This window comes from Actinomadura harenae, assembly GCF_003696215.1.
Lineage (GTDB): Bacteria > Actinomycetota > Actinomycetes > Streptosporangiales > Streptosporangiaceae > Spirillospora > Spirillospora harenae.
The window spans coordinates 25664-42015 of sequence record NZ_RFFG01000041.1; the positions used below are offsets into that span (position 1 = coordinate 25664).

Genomic DNA, 16352 nt, shown 5'->3' on the forward strand with positions numbered 1-16352 from the left:
TCCTCTCCCGAAAACCGGCCCTGTTACATTCTGTACATGCTCCGACACTGGCATGCCATGTCCGGATACCGAACCAGGATCGCAGGCTCCGGGGGGCGCCGTCGCGCCGCCCTGCCCCTGGCCTACCCGCAGCGGCGGGTCTGAACGCGACGGGAGATCCCGTGACGTCCCAGTCTCAGAGCGCGGATCCGCACGGCCCCGGCCGTCCGGACGCGCCGCCCGTGCCGCCGTCCCGGCCCGACGACGCCTTCTCCGGCGTCCCGGGCCACCTGACCGGTCACCCGGCCGGCCCACCGCCCGGCCCGGCGCCGGGCGCGGAACTGATCGTGGTCGTCGAGCGGCTGCGCGCCGAGTTGGACGCGCAGCGCCGCGAGCAGCGCGCCCGCGCGGTGGTCGAGCAGGCGAAGGGCCTGCTGGCGGGGCGGCTCGGCTGCGGCGTGGACGAGGCGCACGAGCGGCTGCTGCGGCTGGCCGCCGAGAGCGGCGTCGAGCCGCCGGTGGCCGCCGCGCTGCTCCTCGGCACCGGCGCCGACACTGACGTGCCTGCCGACGGGGGGCCGGACGGTCCGGCCTGCGGGGGTCCGGACCGTCCGGCCTGCGGGGATCCGGACCGTCCGGCCTGCACGGCGTTCGATTCGGGCACCTACCTCGCGTCACCGCCGGACGGGGACGCCGTGCGGGACGGCCGGGGCGCCGCTCCGTGCGGGCCGGACGCGGCGGCCCATCCGGACGCCGATGTGCGTCCCGCCGTTCCCCTGGTCGTCCCGGAGCCGCTGCCCGCGCCGCTGGCTGCGGCGCGGCACCTGTCGGCGGCGGCGCTCGCCGAGGCCCGCACCGGGGACGAGCTGGCGCGGCGGCTCACCGAGGAGGCGCTCGGCTGGCTGGGCGCGGAGTCGGCGCTGGTCACGGCGCTCGAGCCGGACGGCGCGCTGCGTGTGGCGGGCGCGCACGGCCTGCCCGCGCGCGTGGTGAGCGAGTGGGCGCGCATCCCGCCGCACACCGGCATCGGCCTAGTCCGCGCGGTGCGCGGTGGAGTGCCGCTATGGGGGCCGGATCCAGAGGCATTGGTGCTGGTGGGCGCGGCGGCGCGGCCGCGGGGTCCGCACTCGTGCCTTCCTCTGGCGGTCGGCGGACGCGTCGTCGGCGCGGCCGAGATCGGCTGGACGCCCGGGACCGTCCTGGACGACGGGGCGCGCCGCTACGTCCGGTCGGTGCTGGCGGCGTGCGCGCGGCGGCTGGCCGAGCTGGCTCCGGAGTCGGGCGACCTGGCGGGGGCGCCCTGGCTGCGGGCGCTGCTGGACGCGATCCAGGCGCCGTCCGCGCTGATGTCGCCGGTGCGCGACGCGTCCGGCCGGGTGGTGGACTTCCTGGTCGACGCGGTGAACGCGGAGGCGACCGACCTGTCCGGGCGGCGCCCGGCGGAGATCGTCGGGACGCGGCTGCTGGAGACCTATCCGGGGCTGGCCGTCGCGGGGCTGTTCGCCGACTACGTCCGGGTGCTGGAGGGCGGGGTGCCGCTGCGGCCGGGGCCGCGTCCCTACACGAGCCTGAACGGCGGCGGGCGGCGGGCGGCGACGACGCTGACCGTGCGGGCCTGCCGGGTAGGCGGCGGCGTGCTGGTGTCGTGGCAGCTCGACGGGGAGTCCGCCGACCTGGCCGCGCAGCTCGCGCAGGCGCAGCGGCTCGGGAACCTCGGCTGGTCGCGCTGGGACCTGACGACCGGCGAGGTGCGCTGGTCGGACCAGCTGTACACGATCTTCGGACGGTCCCGGGCGGCGGGCCCGCTGCCGCCCGCGATGCTCGACGAGTACGTCGTCCGGGAGGACCTGCCGCGCGCCGAGCACCTGATGCGGACCCTGCTCGGCCGCCGTGAGCCCGCCGACGTGGAGCTGCGGGTGCGGGTCGGCGCGGACGTCCGGCACCTGCGGGTGATGGCCGAGCCGATCCTGGACCCGCTCGGCGGCCCGGTCGCGCTGCACACGGTGTTCCAGGACGTGTCGCAGCGCCGCCGCTCGGACGAGATGCTCGCCGTGACGCGCCAGCAGCTCCAGCGGGAGCGGCAGCGGATCGCCGAGGAGCGGCACATAGCGGTCGAGCTGCAGCGGGCGATCCTGCCGCTGCCGCGGGGCCCGCGGACGCTGCCGGGGTTGCGGGTCGCCGTCCGGTACCTGCCCGCGCAGTCGCAGGCGCGGGTCGGGGGCGACTGGTACGAGGCGACGGCGCTGTCGGACGACGAGGTGTTCCTGGCGGTCGGGGACGTGTCGGGGCACGGCCTGGCGGCCGCGGCGGCGATGGCGCGGCTGCGCAACGCGCTGTCCGGCCTGGCCTGCACCGGCGCTCCCCCGGACGCGCTGCTGATCTGGCTGAACCGGCTGGTGATGCACCGCCGCCGGTCGCTGACGGCGAGCGTGATCGCGGCCCGGTTCCATCCGGAGACGCGCACGCTGCGGTGGGCGCGGGCCGGGCATCCGCCGCCGGTGCTGCTGCGCCGCGGGCGGGCGCGGCTGCTGGAGGGCCCGGACGGCGTCCTGCTGGGCGCGCTCGACGATCCGCCGCTGGAGCTGGCGACGCTGGAGATGGAGCCCGGGGACGTCCTGCTGTTCTACACCGACGGGCTGGTGGAGCGTCGTGACCGGGACCTGACGGAGGGGTTCGGGCTGTTGCGGGAGGCCGTCCAGCAGCGTCCGGACGCGGGCCCGGACGAGCTGATCGAGCATGTGCTGACCGCGCTGGGCGCGGCCAACCCGAACGACGACACCTGCCTGCTGGCGGTGCGGGTCACCTGAAGCGTCGGACCCGCGTGGGACGATGGCGGGCATGAGCGGGCTGATGCTTCTGGACACGCCGTCGTTGTACTTCCGCGCCTTCTTCGGGGTGCCCGACAGCGTCAAGGCCCCTGACGGGACGCCGGTGAACGCGGTGCGCGGGCTGGTCGACATGATCGCCACCCTCGTCCGGGACCGGTCGCCCGAGCGGCTGGTGTGCACGTTCGACGCCGACTGGCGGCCGGAGTTCCGGGTGCGGGCGCTGCCGTCCTACAAGGCGCACCGGGTGGCCGAGGACGGCGGCGACCAGGTCCCGGACGGGCTGGCCGCGCAGCTCCCGCTGATCGACGCGGTGCTCGACGCGGTCGGGCTGGCCCGCGCCGGGGTGCCCGGCTACGAGGCCGACGACGTGATCGGCACGCTCGCGGTGCGGGGTACGGAGAAGGGCCCGGTCGACATCGTCACCGGCGACCGCGACCTGTTCCAGCTGGTGGACGACCGCGCCCCGGTCGCGGTCCTGTACACCGCGCGCGGCATCCGCAACCTCCAGGTGATGGACGAGGCGGCGGTGGCGGCGAAGTACGGCATCCCGGGCCGCGGCTACGGTGAGTACGCGACGCTGCGGGGCGACCCCAGCGACGGCCTGCCGGGCGTGCCCGGTGTGGGCGACAAGACCGCCGCGGCGCTGGTCACCCGGTTCGGTTCGGTGCCGGGCATCCTCGCGGCGCTCGACTCCGGCTCGGACGAGGGGTTCCCGGCGGGGTCCCGGCGGCGGCTGGAGGCCGCCCGCGACTACCTGGCCACCGCGCCGTCGGTGGTCCAGGTCGTCACCGACATCGACGCGCCCGTCCTGACCGGGCTGGACGACCGGCTGCCCGCGGCGCCGCGCGATCCGGAGGCGCTGGTCGCGCTGGCCGACGCGTGGAACCTGGCGAGCCCGGTGAACCGGCTGCTCAACGCGCTCGGCGGGGCGGCGGGTTCCTGACGCGCACGGCGCTGCGGACGATTCCCGACGCCGCCGGGCACGGCGGGCGTTCCTGACGCGTCCGGCATGGCGGGCAGGTCCTGACACGCCGGGCGCTTCCTGGGGCGTTCGTTCTCCGGTGGGGAACGCCGCAGAAAGGGCGGCGAAGGGCGGGCGGACCGGTTGACAGCGTCGTCAGGACGGCGCCGCGACCGTGTCATGTCCATGTGATTCACATCACATCTCGCCGCGCCTTGCGGGCTACACGATCATGGGTTTCCATAACGACGGTCGCTGTGGTCGCTGTTCACAGAGGGAGGTCGGCGCGGACCGGTGCACCCCCCGCCACGCATGACACGAGACGAGCCCCGCCCTTTAGTCCCCGATCGCCCGCTCCCCCCGGCGACCGTGGAACTGCAGCGGCTCTCCCTGAAGCGCGATGTCAACATCCTGCGCTGGCCCGCCGAGTCCGAGCGGCGCGAGCTGTGCCGCGAGCACGGGCTTCTGCGGCTGCTGGTCGTCGAGCGCGACCACGAGCCGCCGGTCTGCGCGGACGTCCGGGAGGACTGGATCCGGGTGCCCGCGACCAACCGGGACTTCCAGGCCCGGATCGCGGCGCTCCGCGCCCGCGGCGGCGCCGGGACCCGCCCCCATCTCGACCAGGACGGCATCCTGCGCAACGGCCGCCGCAGCGTCGCGGTCTCGCCCAGCGAGGCCCGGCTGCTGCACCTGCTGATCAAGCGGTTCGGGGGGATTGCGGCCCGCGAGGAGCTGCGCGCCCACCTGTCGGAGGACGGCCACCAGGCCAGCCGCAACGCCCTCGACCTGCACATCAAGCGGATCCGGCGGCGCGTCCGCCCGCTGGGGCTCACCATCCGCACCGCGTGGGGGCGGGGCTACGTCCTGGAGGCGGACGACCACTCCCCCGCGAACTGACCGGGCGTCCCGGGGTCGCCGGCGGGCGAGGCCGGGCGGACGGGCGTGACCGTGATCACCGGGCGAGACGGATGTGGCGGGTGAGGAGGTACGCTCCCACCTGTGCACCGCCTCATCCCTTTCGTCCAGATATGACCGAGCGGACCGCGGCCGCCGGAACGGGCGGGCCGCGTCTTGAGCTGGCCGGCGTGTCCAAGGTCTACGACGACGGCACCGAGGCGCTCGCGGACGTCGGCTTCGGCGTCGGCGACGGGGAGCTGGTCGGGATCGTCGGGCCGTCCGGATGCGGCAAGAGCACGCTGCTGCGGATCGCCGCCGGGCTCGACACTCCGACGTCCGGGACCGTCCGCGGCACCGCCGACCGGATCGGCTACGTCTTCCAGGACGCCGCCCTGCTGCCCTGGCGGAGCGTCCGCGCGAACGTCGAGCTGCTCATGGAGCTGCGCGGCGTCCCGCGCGCCGAGCGCCGGGAGCGGGCCGCGCAGGCCCTCGACCTGGTCGGGCTGACGGAGTTCGCGCGGCACCGGCCCGCCGCGCTGTCCGGCGGGATGCGGATGCGGGTCTCGCTCGCCCGCACGCTCGCCGACGACCCCGGCGCGCTGCTCCTGGACGAGCCGTTCGGCGCGCTCGACGAGATCACCCGGGCCCGGCTCGGGGACGAGCTGGCGGCGCTGCTCGCGGCGCGGCCCCGCCCGGCGGTGCTGGTCACGCACTCGGTCGCCGAGGCGGTGTTCCTGTCATCCACGGTATTGGTGATGTCGGCGCGGCCGGGACGGATCGTCGCGCGCGTGAACGTCCCGTTCCCGTCCCCGCGCGAACGGCCGCTGCGCGCGACGCCGGAGTTCGCCGAGGTCGTCGCCGCCCTGACCGAACGGCTCTACCGGGGCATGGCGGAGGCCGCCTGACATGCCGCTCCAGCAGGGCGGGACGACCGCCCGCGACTCCGCGTCCCCGCCCTCACGGGACCGTTCCACCACACGCCTCCGCAGGTCCGCCGCGCGTCTGCGCGTGCGCGCGTGGCTTCCGCCGCTGATCGTCCTCGTGCTGGCGATCGGCGCCTGGTACGGCGTGAGCGACCATCTGCTCAGCCCCGAGCGCCGGTTCCTGCTGCCGCCGCCGGACGCGGTCGTGCGCGTCGGGTTCCTCGACGCCGCCAACCGCGCCGAGCTGCTCGCGGCGCTCGGCCGGACGGCCGAGGTCGCCGGGATCGGGCTGCTGCTGGCGGCGCTGATCGGCGTCGCGCTGGCCGTCCTGATGAGCCAGGCGCGCTGGATCGAGCGGTCGCTGTACCCGTACGCGGTGGTGCTCCAGACCGTCCCGGTGCTGGCGCTGGTGCCGCTGCTCGGGTTCTGGTTCGGGTTCGGGATGGCCAGCCGCGTCCTGGTGTGCGTCCTGGTCGCGATCTTCCCGGTGATCGCCAACACGCTGTTCGGGCTGCGCTCCACCGACGGGACGCTGGAGGAGGTGTTCCGGCTGGCCCGCGCCGGGCGACTGCGCCGGCTGCTGAAGCTGCGTCTGCCCGCGGCCGTCCCGGCGATGCTGACCGGGCTGCGCATCTCCGCCGGGCTGAGCGTCGTCGGCGCGGTCGTCGGCGACTACTTCTACCAGCAGGGGCAGCCGGGTCTCGGCATCCTCATCAACGTCTACCGGGCCCGGCTGGAGTCGGAGCGGATGTTCGCGGCGGTGCTGCTCGCGAGCCTGCTCGGCCTGGCCGTGTTCTGGTTCTTCGGGCTGCTCGCCCACTGGGCGGCGCGCCTGCACGGCACGGACGGCACCCGCCGCTGAAGGCGGCGGAACCGGAACGAACAAGGTGGGGGAACATGCGAACCAGGCGAAGCACGCGGCGAAGGCGGCCGGCCGCGCCGCTCGCGGCCGGGCTGGCGGCGGTGCTGCTGGCCGCGCTCACGGCGTGCTCGGACGGCGCGAGCGACAGCGGGCAGGCGGCCCCGTCACTGCCCGCCGCGTCCGGTAAGGACGATCTGCGTGGAGTGTGCCCGGCGACGGTCACGCTCCAGATGAACTGGTACCCGCAGGCCGAGCACGGCGGGCTGTACCACCTGCTGGGGTCGTCCCCGAAGGTGGACACGAGCCGCAAGACGCTCACCGCGCCGCTGACGGTGGACGGGCACGACACGGGCGTGACGTTCCAGATCCGGTCGGGCGGGCCGGTCACCGGGTTCCAGCCGGTGTCGACGCTGATGGCGTCCGACCCGTCCATCACGCTGGGCGTGGTCGCCACGGACGAGCAGGTCGCTCAGGCCGGGACGCACCGGCTCCAGGCCGTGTTCTCTCCGATGGACGTCAACCCGCAGATCATCATGTGGTCGCCGCAGGCGCACCCGGAGTGGAAGTCCATCGCCGACATCGGACGAGCGGGCGCGACCGTCCTGTACGCCAACGGCGTCCCCTTCATGGACTACCTGACCGGCTCGGGGCTGCTGCGCAAGTCCCAGGTGGACGGCTCCTACGACGGCTCGCCCGCGCGGTTCGCGACGTCCGGCGGGAAGGTCGCGCAGCAGGGGTACGTCACCAACGAGCCGTACGCCTACGAGCACGAGGTGACCGCCTGGCACAAGCCGGTCGCGTTCCAGCTCGTCCACGACACGGGGTATGCGATCTACCCCGAGTCGGTGGCGTTCCGGCCCGCCGACAAGGCGAAGCTCGCGCCGTGCCTGAAGCGGCTCGTGCCGATCTTCCAGCGCTCGACGGCCGAGTACATGCGCGACCCGGCGTCCACGAACGCGATGATCGTGGACGCGGTCAAGCGCTTCAACACCACCGCGGCCTACACCGCCGAGCACGCGGCGTTCGCGCACGACGCGCTCGCCAAGTACGGCATCGTCCGCAACGGGGCGAACGGCGTGCTCGGGTCGTTCGACACGTCCCGGGTGGCGAAGGTGATCGGGCTGCTGCGTCCGCTGGAGGCGCGGAACGGCAAGGCCGTCCCGGCCGGGCTGGCGGCGGGCGACCTGGTCACCGACGAGTTCCTGGATCCGTCCGTCCATCTCTGACGGCGGGCCCCGCCGGACGGGGCGGTCCCCTCCTGAGCGAACACACCGCCCCGTCCCGATGCCTCGAATGTCCCGTGCCGGGCGTCCGGCCGGACGGCCCCGGAAAGATCATGGACAGACGGGGGCTGGCGGCCGCACGCCGCACGCCGCACGCCGCGCCGTCAGCCCAGGCGGGCCACGCCGCCGAGGAGCGAGTCGGTGCGCGGCGAGCCGTCGTCGGACGGACGCCACCGCCACGGGCGGACGAGACCCGGCTCCACCAGGTCGTATCCCTCGAACAGCCCCTGGACCTCGGGCTCGGTGCGCAGCACCATGGGGACGGTCGCCCCCGAGAACCCCGAGTACCAGCCCTGCTGCTCGGACTCGGCCATGCCGTCCGCGCACAGGTGCGAGATCGTCACGTAGGACCCGGGCGCCTGCCGCTCGCGGAACGCCCGGACGATGCGGGCCGGGTCGTCCTCGTCGGTGATGAAGTGGAACACGGCCACGAACAGCACGGCCACGGGCTCGCTGAAGTCGAGCAGGCCGTTGAGCTGCGGGTCGTCCAGGATGGTCTCCGGACGGCGCATGTCGGCCGTGACGATCCGGGTGTTGTCGTCGGCGAGCAGGGCGCGCCCGTGCACCGCCACGATCGGGTCGATGTCGACGTAGACCACGCGGGAGTCCGGGTCGGCCTCCTTGGCGATCTGGTGGGTGTTGCGGACCGTCGGCAGCCCGGACCCGACGTCCAGGAACTGGCGGACGCCGCACTCGCGGGACAGGTACTCGACCGCGCGGCCGAGGAACCGGCGGTTCTCCATCGCGGTGTTGCGCACCCGCTCCTCGCCGATCGCGCCGTACAGCCGGGAGTTGGCGGTGCGGTCGATGGCGAAGTGGTCCTTGCCGCCGAGCGCCTCGTCGTACATCCGCGCGGCGGTGGGCTGCCCCAGCGGCACCTCGGTGGGAACGGCGGGCCCAGCACCCGGCCGCGGCCTGCGTTCCATCGTGCACCTTCCCTCATGAACCTCGGGTGATCACGTTACCGAAGCACCTTCGATCGTGCGGGAAATGATCATAATTCCTCCGTGTCCGCATGTGCCCCCGGATGGTCCCCACGCCGGGCGCTCCGGCGGGAACCCGCCGGTCGGGGCGTGGGAGCTGACGGAGCGGAGGGCCTCCGACGCTCACCGTCGCGCCCGTGATGTACCGTGCCCAACGGTCGAAAACGGAAGGTCAAGAACGGAAGGAGGACCGGTGGACCTCGCATCCGACCGTCCTTCGGACGATGTCGTCCTGGAGCGGGCCCTCGCCGGCGACGAGGCGTCGTTCCTGCAGTTGGTGGACTTCTACGGGGGGCGTCTGTCCCGGCTCGCCCGGGAGGTCGCCGGCCCCGCGCCGGGGCGCGCCGAGACAATGGCGCGCGAGGCGCTGCTGGGCATCGTCCGCGACGCTCCCCCGCCGGACGGCCCGTCGCCGCGGCTCCGGCTGCTGCGCGCGGTGATCGAGGCGGGCCGGACGCGCTGGCCGCTCGAGGTGGCGGTCCATCCCGAGGACGTCGCGGCGAACGGCCAGGCCGTCCCGGGCGTCCCGCTGAGCGTCCCCGCGCTGGAGGCGCTGCGGCCCGCGCTCGACGCGATGCCGCTGAGATTCCGGCTTCCGCTGCTGCTCGCCGACGCGGAGGGCTGCGACGAGGACGAGGCCGCGTGGCTGCTCGGGATCACGCCGTCCGACCAGCTCGTCCTCCTGAACCTGGGACGCGCCGCGCTGCGGCGGGCCGTCCCGGAGCTCGATCAGGTGGCGGCCACGCCGGGCACCCCCGGCCCGGACGGCCTGTCCGACCGGGGCCGCAGCCGCCTGCTCGTCGCGTTCCGCGGCCCCCGCCGCTGACGCGACGCCGCACGACCCGTCACGGCCGGGGCTCGCGAGCCGGTTCGGTCCGCGCCACGGCGGCGGCGGCCCTGGTCGCCCTGGTCGCCGGAAGCGCTCTGATCGCGAGCGCGAGGGCGAGCGCCGTCGCGGCCAGGGCCGCCAGGACGGTGGGGATCACTCCGGGTCCCCACCGTCCGGCCGCCCCGCCGATGGCGCTGGGCAGCACACCGCCGAGCATCGACCCCGCGATCACGTAGGACGTGACGCCGCCGACGCCCGGCATCTTCTGCGTCAGCCACACCAGCCCCGTCGGGAAGAGCGGGCCGACACCGAGCCCGGCCAGAACGTATCCGGCCGGGGCGGCGGGGCCGACCTGCGCCAGGAGCAGGCCGAGCACCATCACCGCGAGGGACGCCATCAGGATCCGCTGCGCGGTGACGTACCGGGCGATCGGGCCGATCGCGAACCGCACCCCGGTCAAGGCCAGCCAGAACGTGGACGTGGCCATCGCCGCCGGTCCGGGCGTCCAGCCGAGGCCGACGAGGTGGGTGGTCTCCCAGCCGCCGACCCCGGACTCGACGCCGACGTGCAGCGCGAAGAAGACGGTGAAGAGCGCGGTCATGCGTCCGGCCGCCGCCCACGGGACGTCGCGCGACGCCGCCGTCCGGCGCGGGCCGCCGCCGACGCCCCGCACCGTGCCGAGCACGGTGAGCGACAGCAGCGCGCAGAGCGCGAACGCCCACGGGTACATGCGGTTCGGCAGCGCGCCCACGAGCAGCGGCGCGAGGACGGCCCCGACGCCGAACGTCCCGTGGAGCAGGTTCAGCATGCCCGTGCTGTTCCGGCCGTCCGTCCCGTAGTACTCGATGAACAGCTCGTTCACGCCGACGTCGATCCAGCCGAACCCGACCCCGGCGACGAACGCGGCGGCGAGCGCGACGGGCCACGCGGGGGCCAGGGCGAACCCGGCGCAGCCGGCCGCGATCGTCGTCACGGCCGCCGCAAGGAACCGCCGGTTGCCGATCCGGCGCAGGCGCGGCGTGCACAGGACGCCGAGCAGCGCGCCCACGAAGTGCACCGACAGCGCGAGCCCGACGGCCCCGGACGACAGCCCGAAGCGCTCGCGCACCGCGGGCGCCGCCGGGCCGTACAGCGCCTGGAGGACGCCGATCACCACGAAGGACACGCACATCCCGGCGACGGCCGTCCGGCCGAACGACGTCGGGCCCAGATCGCGCGCCCTCGCGGGGAGCGGTGGTGGGGTCACTGGGGCCCGGCCGGGGACGCGGGCAGCAGCAGGGACAGCTCGCTCCAGAGTTTGGCGGCGTCCTGGAACAGCAGCGCGCGCATGCCGATGCCCTCGGCCGCGTCGACGTTCTCGACCCGGTCGTCGATGAACAGGACCTGACCGGGACGGGTGCCGAGGATCGCGCACATCCGGTGGTAGATCTGCGGATCCGGCTTCGCCATGCGCAGGTCGGCGCTGTACAGGCGGTGCCGGAACGCGGCCGACCAGCCCTCGCCGTCGATGACCCGCGCCATCTCCACCGGGGCGTTGGACAGCAGCGCGAGCCGGGCGCCGCGCGCGGCCAGCATGCCGACGACCTCCAGCGTCCCGGCGTCCAGGTCGAGCCAGGCGCTGAGGTCGAGGGCCACCAGCCGCTCGACGTCCACCTCGGCGTCGTGACGGCCCAGCTGGGCGAACACGTCGCGCCAGTAGGCGGCGGCGTCCACGGCGCCGAGGTCGTAGTCGGCCCGGCGGCGCCAGAAGGCGGGCCAGAACTCGCCCGGCTCGACGCCCACCTCGCCGGCCAGCCGCCTCCCCGCCTCGGGGGACGGCGGCCGGCAGATCACGCCGCCGTAGTCGAAGACGACCCAGTCCACGCTCCGGTCCATGCTCCGGTCCATGCCGCCCAGGCCGCCCACGGTGCTCTCCACGCTGGTTCCTCTCTCGAATCACGAGTGGAAGCTTGACTTATAGACACGTATCACGTGTGATTGCACATATGGAAGGTTTGAACCGGCATCTTGAGATCATCGAACGGTTGCGGACGAGTGAGCGGGTGACCGTGGCGGAGCTGGCCGCGGAGACCGGCTGCTCGGAGATGACGATCCGCCGCGACCTGGACCTGCTCGCCGAGCAGGGCGTCCTCCGGCGCGTCCGGGGCGGCGCGGTCAGCCTGCTGCTGCGCGGCGAGAACCCCCCGTTCGCGCTGCGCGAGCACGAGGCCGTGGACGCCAAGCGGGCGATCGCCGCGAAGGTCGACGCGCTGGTCTCCGACGGCGAGTCGGTCATCATCGACAGCGGCACGACCACGCTCGCGGTGGCCCGCCTGCTGGCGAACCGCCGCGTCACCGCGATCCCGCTCGACCTCTACTCGCTGAACGCCCTCAGCACCGCCCCGGACGTCCGGCTGCTCGTCCCCGGCGGGCAGATGATCCCCGGCACCTGGCTGCTCGCGGGCCACCTGACCGAGGCGTCGCTCGGGGCCCTGCGCGTCGACACGGCCGTCGTCGCGGTCTGCGGCCTGTCGGCCGAACACGGGCTCACCGCGCACGACCTGGCCGAGGTGCCGGTGAAGCGCGCCGCGATCGCCGCCGCGCAGCGCCGGATCGCGGTCTGCGACGGATCCAAGTTCGGACGCACCGGACTCGGCTTCGTCTGCCCCGTCACCGACCTCGACACCGTCATCACCGACGCGTCCGCGCCGCGCGACGAACTGGAGCGGCTCGAGGCGGCGGGCGTCACGGTCGTCCAGGTCTGAGCGGCGCCCCCGCCGGTCAGCCGAGGGGCAGTTCCTCCAGGGCCAGGATCAGCGCGGCGACCAGCGCGGCCGTCCCGAGGCCGCCGAATCCCGCGCGCAGCGAACGGTTCAGCGCCAGCGGCAGGACGGCGCCCACGACCAGGACGCCCACCGCGACCGCCAGCACGGACGGCGAGCCCGTGCCGCTCACGTCCTCGAGCAGGTCGCGGCACCCGTCCGCGAGCCAGGGCGCGGCCAGGACGCCGGACGCGACCGTCCGCGCCCGCCCCTCCGGCCCGCCGAGCAGCGCGCCGGACGCCCCGTAGAACGGACCCGCCGCCACCGCGACCGCCATGTACACGGCGAGGTTCGTCGAGACCGTCCCGAGGGAGACCATCTCGAGCGTGTAGTAACCGGTGACGAGGCCGACCTGGACGAGCGCCCCGGCGACGGCGGCCGCGCGGCACCGTCCGGGGAGCCCCGCCCCGACCACGGCGGCGACCACGCCCCACGGGGCGAGGCCGTGCCAGAAACCGAACCAGGCCGGGGCGTCCTCCAGCCGCTCCAGCCCGAACGTGAGCGCTCCCGCCCCGACCCCGACCAGCGCGGCCGCCAGGAGGGCGAGCAGCCTCCGGCGGCGGGCGGGGACGGGAGGGGCGGGGACGTCGGCGTCGACGAGCAGGTCCGGCGAGAGCATGGCCGTCAGCGTACGGACGCCGGCGGCCGGAGCCGTCACCCCTGGGGGTGATCGGCCGCCGCCGGCGCGCCCTCCGCGGGTACCACCCCGCGTGCCCGGGCGGGATGCGACTCGTCCATGCGGACGGCGACGACCAGCCCCGAGACCGCGGTCAGGGCGGCGACGGCCCAGATCGCGGCGGTCAGGCCCCAGGCGTCGGCGACGGCCCCCGCGAGGACGGCCCCGACGGCGAAGCCGCCGTCCCGCCAGAGGCGGTAGACGCCGACGGCGCGCGCCCGCCACGCCGGGTGGGCGATGTCGCCGACGACCGCGAGCAGCGTCGGGTAGACCAGCGCGGTGCCGACGCCGAGCAGGACCTGCGCGGCGGCCCACGCGGGGACGCTCGTCCCGAGGGCGACCAGCCCGATCGCGACGGCCTGGACGAGCATGCCCGCGGTGATGAGGTGCTTGCGTCCGGCGCGGTCGGACCACCAGCCGGTGACGAGCTGGCCGAGACCCCACACGGCCGGGTACAGCGCGGCCAGCAGGCCGATCCGCGCGAGCGGGACGTGGTGGGCGGCGAACAGGATCGGGAAGACGCCCCAGGCGAGGGCGTCGTTCAGGTTGTTGACCATTCCGGCCTGGCTGGCGGCCGACAGGGACCTGTCGCCGAGGCTCGTCCGGCGGACGATCTGCCCGGTCGAGAGCGCGGCGTCCGGATCGTGGCCGGACGCGGCGTGCCGCCCGGCCTCCAGCCGGGCGTGCTCGCGGGTCTCCCGGACCGCGAGCGTGGACAGGCCGAGCGCGAGCGCGGCGTAGGCCGCGCCGAGCAGGAACGGGCCGGGCCGCAGCCCGGCGTGCGCGGCGATCGCGCCGGACGCCAGCGCGGTGACGGCGACGGCGAGGTACCCGGCGGCCTCGTTGAAGCCCATGGCCAGGCCGCGACTCGCGGGCCCGACCAGGTCGATCTTCATGATGACGGTCGTGGACCAGGTCAGACCCTGGCTGACGCCGAGCAGGACGTTGGCGAACACGATCCAGCCCCACGACGGGGCCCAGATCAGCAGCAGCGGCACGGGGACGGCGACCAGCCATCCGGCGACCAGAACGGGCTTGCGGCCGTACCGGTCCGACAGCGTCCCGGCGAAGAAGTTCGCGACCGCCTTGGTCGCGCCGAACGCCACGATGTAGGTGAGCGCGGCCGTGTACGCCGAAAGGCGGAAGGTGTCACGGGCGAGCAGGGGCAGGACCGTGCGCTCCTGCCCGAGCATGCCGCCGACCAGCGCGTTGACCGCGACGAGCAGCAGGAACTGGGCGAGGTTCGCGCGCAGGCCGAGGACGGGCGCGCGGGACGCGGTGAAGGACGGGGCCCTGCCGGACGGCCCGGCGGGTGGCTCGGCAGGCCTGGTCAGATGGTCTCGGGCGAAGCCCACGGGGTCCTCCACAAGCGGTGACGCGCACGGCCCGGGCGGGAGTTCGCTCCCCGACCCGTTCCGTACTACAATATTCCAAAGAAGATTGGAAGATACTGATGGACGAGCGTACCCGGAAGACGAACCTGTACGAGCAGTTCGCCCGGGTGGGCAAGGCGCTGTCCAACCCCGCCCGGCTCGAGCTACTGGACCTGCTGGCTCAGGGCGAGCGGGGCGTGGAGGACCTGGCCGAGGCGGCCCGGATGAAGGTGTCCAACACCTCCGCCCAGCTCCGGGAGCTGGCCCGGGCCGGCCTGGTCGACGCCCGCCGCGACGGCGTGAGGGTCATCTACCGGCTCGCGGACGAGCAGGTCGAGGAGTTCGTCGGACAAGTGCAGGGGTTCGCCGCCTCCCGCCTCGCCGAGGTGGAACACGCCGCCCGGGACTATCTCGGCGACGTCGCGGCCCTGGACCCGGTCGCGCGTGACGAGCTGGCCCGCCGCCTGCGCGACGGCCGGGTGCTGGTGCTGGACGTCCGGCCCGAGGCCGAGTACGCCGCCGGGCACATCCCGGGCGCGGTCAACGTCCCGCACGACCTGCTCGCCGCCCGGCTCACCGACCTGCCCGCGGGCACCGAGATCGTGGCCTACTGCCGCGGCCGGTACTGCGTGTTCGCCCCGGACGCCGTCCGGCTCCTGCGCGACCATGGGTTCGACGCCCGCCCGCTGGACGGCGGCCTGCCCGAGTGGCGCCGTTCCGGCCTCCCTGTCACCGCCGGAGCCGAAGCATGAACGACGACCGAAGCACGCACGACGACGACAGCATGAACGAGGACGGCCGGGCCGAGGTCCACCCCGCCCTCACCGGCGGTCCCGTCTACCTCGACTACAACGCGACCACGCCGGTCGACCCGCGCGTCGTGGCGGCGATGCTCCCGCACCTCACCCGCGAGTTCGGCAACCCCGCCAGCGCCCACGCGTACGGGACGTCCCCAGCGGCCGCGCTCGCGCGCGCCCGCGCGGACGTCGCCGCCCTGGTCGGCGCCCGGCCGGACGAGATCGTGTTCACGGCCTCGGGATCGGAGGCCGACCTGCTCGCGCTGCGCGGCGCGGTGCTGGCGTCCGGGCTCCCGGACCCGCACGTGATCACCCAGGCGACCGAGCATCCGGCCGCCCTCGCGACCTGCAACGCCCTCGAACGTCTCCACGGAGCGCGGGTGACGGTGCTGCCCGTCGATGCCGAGGGCCTGGTCGACCCGGCACGCCTCGCCGCCGCCCTGGACGACGCGACCGTCCTGGTGTCGGTGATGGCCGCGAACAACGAGACCGGCGCCCTCCAGCCGATCGCCGAGCTCGCCGCCCTGACCCGCCGCCACGGCGCCCTGTTCCACTGCGACGCCGCCCAGGCCGTCGGGAAGATCCCGGTGGACGCGTCCGACGTCGACCTGCTCACGATCGTCGGGCACAAGATGTACGCGCCCAAGGGCATCGCCGCCCTGCGCGTGCGCCCCGGCGTCCGCCTCGAGCCGGTCGTCTACGGCGGCGGCCAGGAGCGGGGCCTGCGCGCCGGGACGGAGAACGTCTCCCTGGCCGTGGCCCTCGGCGCCGCCGCCCGGCTCGCCTCCGAAGAGCTCGCCGCGGGCGGGCCCGGGCGGATCGGCGCCCTCCGCGACGATCTGCACCGGCGCCTGACCGAAGCCCTGCCAGGGCGCATCCATCTCAACGGCCCGCCCGGAGCACGCCTCCCGAACACGCTGAACGTCAGTATCGACGGCGTGCTCGGCCATGAGCTGCTCGCCCGGGTCCCCGGGATCGCGGCGTCCACCGGCTCGGCCTGCCACAGCGGTGCCCACACGCCCTCGCCCGTCCTCACGGCGATGGGCATGGGGCGGGACCGCGCGATGGGCGCCCTCCGGCTCTCGCTCGGCCGCTGGAGCACCCCCGGCGACGTCCGCTTCGCCGCCGCCGCTCTGGCCAAAGCCGCCGGGGCACGGTAG

General features: G+C 74.8%; 15 protein-coding genes. 10 read left to right on the plus strand and 5 right to left on the minus strand.

Annotated elements, in window-relative coordinates:
- Positions 1 to 161: 161 nt before the first annotated feature.
- The 6 genes from EBO15_RS22495 to EBO15_RS22520 all read left to right on the plus strand — a co-directional run bounded on the left by EBO15_RS22495 (position 162) and on the right by EBO15_RS22520 (position 7676).
- A complete protein-coding gene (locus EBO15_RS22495) occupies positions 162 to 2786 on the plus strand; it encodes a SpoIIE family protein phosphatase (RefSeq protein ID WP_158628330.1) in 2625 nt (874 codons plus the stop codon).
- Positions 2787 to 2817: 31 nt separating this feature from the next.
- Complete coding sequence (locus tag EBO15_RS22500) at positions 2818 to 3750, plus strand: 5'-3' exonuclease (protein ID WP_122196412.1); 933 nt, start codon at positions 2818 to 2820, stop codon at positions 3748 to 3750.
- 387 nt (positions 3751 to 4137) lie between these two features.
- Positions 4138 to 4665 carry a helix-turn-helix domain-containing protein gene (locus EBO15_RS22505; RefSeq protein ID WP_199744736.1) on the plus strand — a complete coding sequence of 176 codons (528 nt, stop codon included), beginning with the start codon at positions 4138 to 4140 and terminating at the stop codon, positions 4663 to 4665.
- A 131-nt stretch (positions 4666 to 4796) separates the two neighbouring features.
- Positions 4797 to 5570, plus strand: coding sequence for an ABC transporter ATP-binding protein (locus EBO15_RS22510; RefSeq protein WP_122196414.1), 774 nt, complete (start codon positions 4797 to 4799; stop codon positions 5568 to 5570).
- A 1-nt stretch (position 5571) separates the two neighbouring features.
- Positions 5572 to 6450 carry an ABC transporter permease gene (locus EBO15_RS22515; RefSeq protein ID WP_122196415.1) on the plus strand — a complete coding sequence of 293 codons (879 nt, stop codon included), beginning with the start codon at positions 5572 to 5574 and terminating at the stop codon, positions 6448 to 6450.
- Positions 6451 to 6485: 35 nt separating this feature from the next.
- A complete protein-coding gene (locus EBO15_RS22520) occupies positions 6486 to 7676 on the plus strand; it encodes a hypothetical protein (RefSeq protein ID WP_122196416.1) in 1191 nt (396 codons plus the stop codon).
- 161 nt (positions 7677 to 7837) lie between these two features.
- On the opposite strand, the gene EBO15_RS22525 is transcribed toward EBO15_RS22520, so the two are convergent.
- On the minus strand, positions 7838 to 8659 hold the full coding sequence (locus EBO15_RS22525) for an SAM-dependent methyltransferase (protein WP_122196417.1): 822 nt from the start codon (positions 8657 to 8659) through the stop codon (positions 7838 to 7840).
- Positions 8660 to 8909: 250 nt separating this feature from the next.
- Here EBO15_RS22525 and EBO15_RS22530 point away from each other — a divergent pair, with 250 nt between their 5' ends.
- Positions 8910 to 9542 carry an RNA polymerase sigma factor gene (locus EBO15_RS22530; RefSeq protein ID WP_122196418.1) on the plus strand — a complete coding sequence of 211 codons (633 nt, stop codon included), beginning with the start codon at positions 8910 to 8912 and terminating at the stop codon, positions 9540 to 9542.
- A 19-nt stretch (positions 9543 to 9561) separates the two neighbouring features.
- On the opposite strand, the gene EBO15_RS22535 is transcribed toward EBO15_RS22530, so the two are convergent.
- Positions 9562 to 10710, minus strand: a complete 1149-nt coding sequence (locus EBO15_RS22535; protein WP_158628331.1) for an MFS transporter — start codon at positions 10708 to 10710, stop codon at positions 9562 to 9564.
- 77 nt (positions 10711 to 10787) lie between these two features.
- Positions 10788 to 11462: an HAD family hydrolase gene (locus EBO15_RS22540; protein ID WP_122196420.1), complete on the minus strand. Its 675-nt coding sequence runs from the start codon at positions 11460 to 11462 to the stop codon at positions 10788 to 10790.
- A gap of 68 nt (positions 11463 to 11530) precedes the next feature.
- Between EBO15_RS22540 and EBO15_RS22545 the strand changes: the two genes are divergently transcribed.
- Positions 11531 to 12289, plus strand: coding sequence for a DeoR/GlpR family DNA-binding transcription regulator (locus tag EBO15_RS22545; protein ID WP_122196421.1), 759 nt, complete (start codon positions 11531 to 11533; stop codon positions 12287 to 12289).
- A gap of 16 nt (positions 12290 to 12305) precedes the next feature.
- Here EBO15_RS22545 and EBO15_RS22550 read toward each other — a convergent pair whose 3' ends face one another.
- The gene (locus EBO15_RS22550) at positions 12306 to 12965 is read right to left on the minus strand and encodes a DUF6518 family protein (RefSeq protein ID WP_147481614.1); all 660 of its coding nucleotides are present in this window, start codon (positions 12963 to 12965) and stop codon (positions 12306 to 12308) included.
- 35 nt (positions 12966 to 13000) lie between these two features.
- Entirely contained in the window at positions 13001 to 14377 is a 1377-nt protein-coding gene (locus EBO15_RS22555; protein ID WP_233616367.1) for an MFS transporter, read from the minus strand.
- A 98-nt stretch (positions 14378 to 14475) separates the two neighbouring features.
- Here EBO15_RS22555 and EBO15_RS22560 point away from each other — a divergent pair, with 98 nt between their 5' ends.
- Entirely contained in the window at positions 14476 to 15147 is a 672-nt protein-coding gene (locus EBO15_RS22560) for an ArsR/SmtB family transcription factor (protein WP_122196423.1), read from the plus strand.
- Entirely contained in the window at positions 15144 to 16352 is a 1209-nt protein-coding gene (locus tag EBO15_RS22565; RefSeq protein ID WP_199744737.1) for a cysteine desulfurase family protein, read from the plus strand. The genes EBO15_RS22560 and EBO15_RS22565 overlap by 4 nt, the downstream gene beginning before the upstream one ends.

Bases quoted from the DNA above. Each gene is read 5' to 3' on its own strand.
- EBO15_RS22560 (WP_122196423.1), top strand. From the start codon at position 14,476: ATGGACGAGCGTACCCGGAAGACGAACCTGTACGAGCAGTTCGCCCGG.
- EBO15_RS22500 (WP_122196412.1), top strand. From the start codon at position 2,818: ATGAGCGGGCTGATGCTTCTGGACACGCCGTCGTTGTACTTCCGCGCC.
- EBO15_RS22545 (WP_122196421.1), top strand. From the start codon at position 11,531: ATGGAAGGTTTGAACCGGCATCTTGAGATCATCGAACGGTTGCGGACG.
- EBO15_RS22520 (WP_122196416.1), top strand. From the start codon at position 6,486: ATGCGAACCAGGCGAAGCACGCGGCGAAGGCGGCCGGCCGCGCCGCTC.
- EBO15_RS22525 (WP_122196417.1), bottom strand. From the start codon at position 8,659: ATGGAACGCAGGCCGCGGCCGGGTGCTGGGCCCGCCGTTCCCACCGAG.
- EBO15_RS22565 (WP_199744737.1), top strand. From the start codon at position 15,144: ATGAACGACGACCGAAGCACGCACGACGACGACAGCATGAACGAGGAC.
- EBO15_RS22550 (WP_147481614.1), bottom strand. From the start codon at position 12,965: ATGCTCTCGCCGGACCTGCTCGTCGACGCCGACGTCCCCGCCCCTCCC.
- EBO15_RS22510 (WP_122196414.1), top strand. From the start codon at position 4,797: ATGACCGAGCGGACCGCGGCCGCCGGAACGGGCGGGCCGCGTCTTGAG.
- EBO15_RS22515 (WP_122196415.1), top strand. From the start codon at position 5,572: ATGCCGCTCCAGCAGGGCGGGACGACCGCCCGCGACTCCGCGTCCCCG.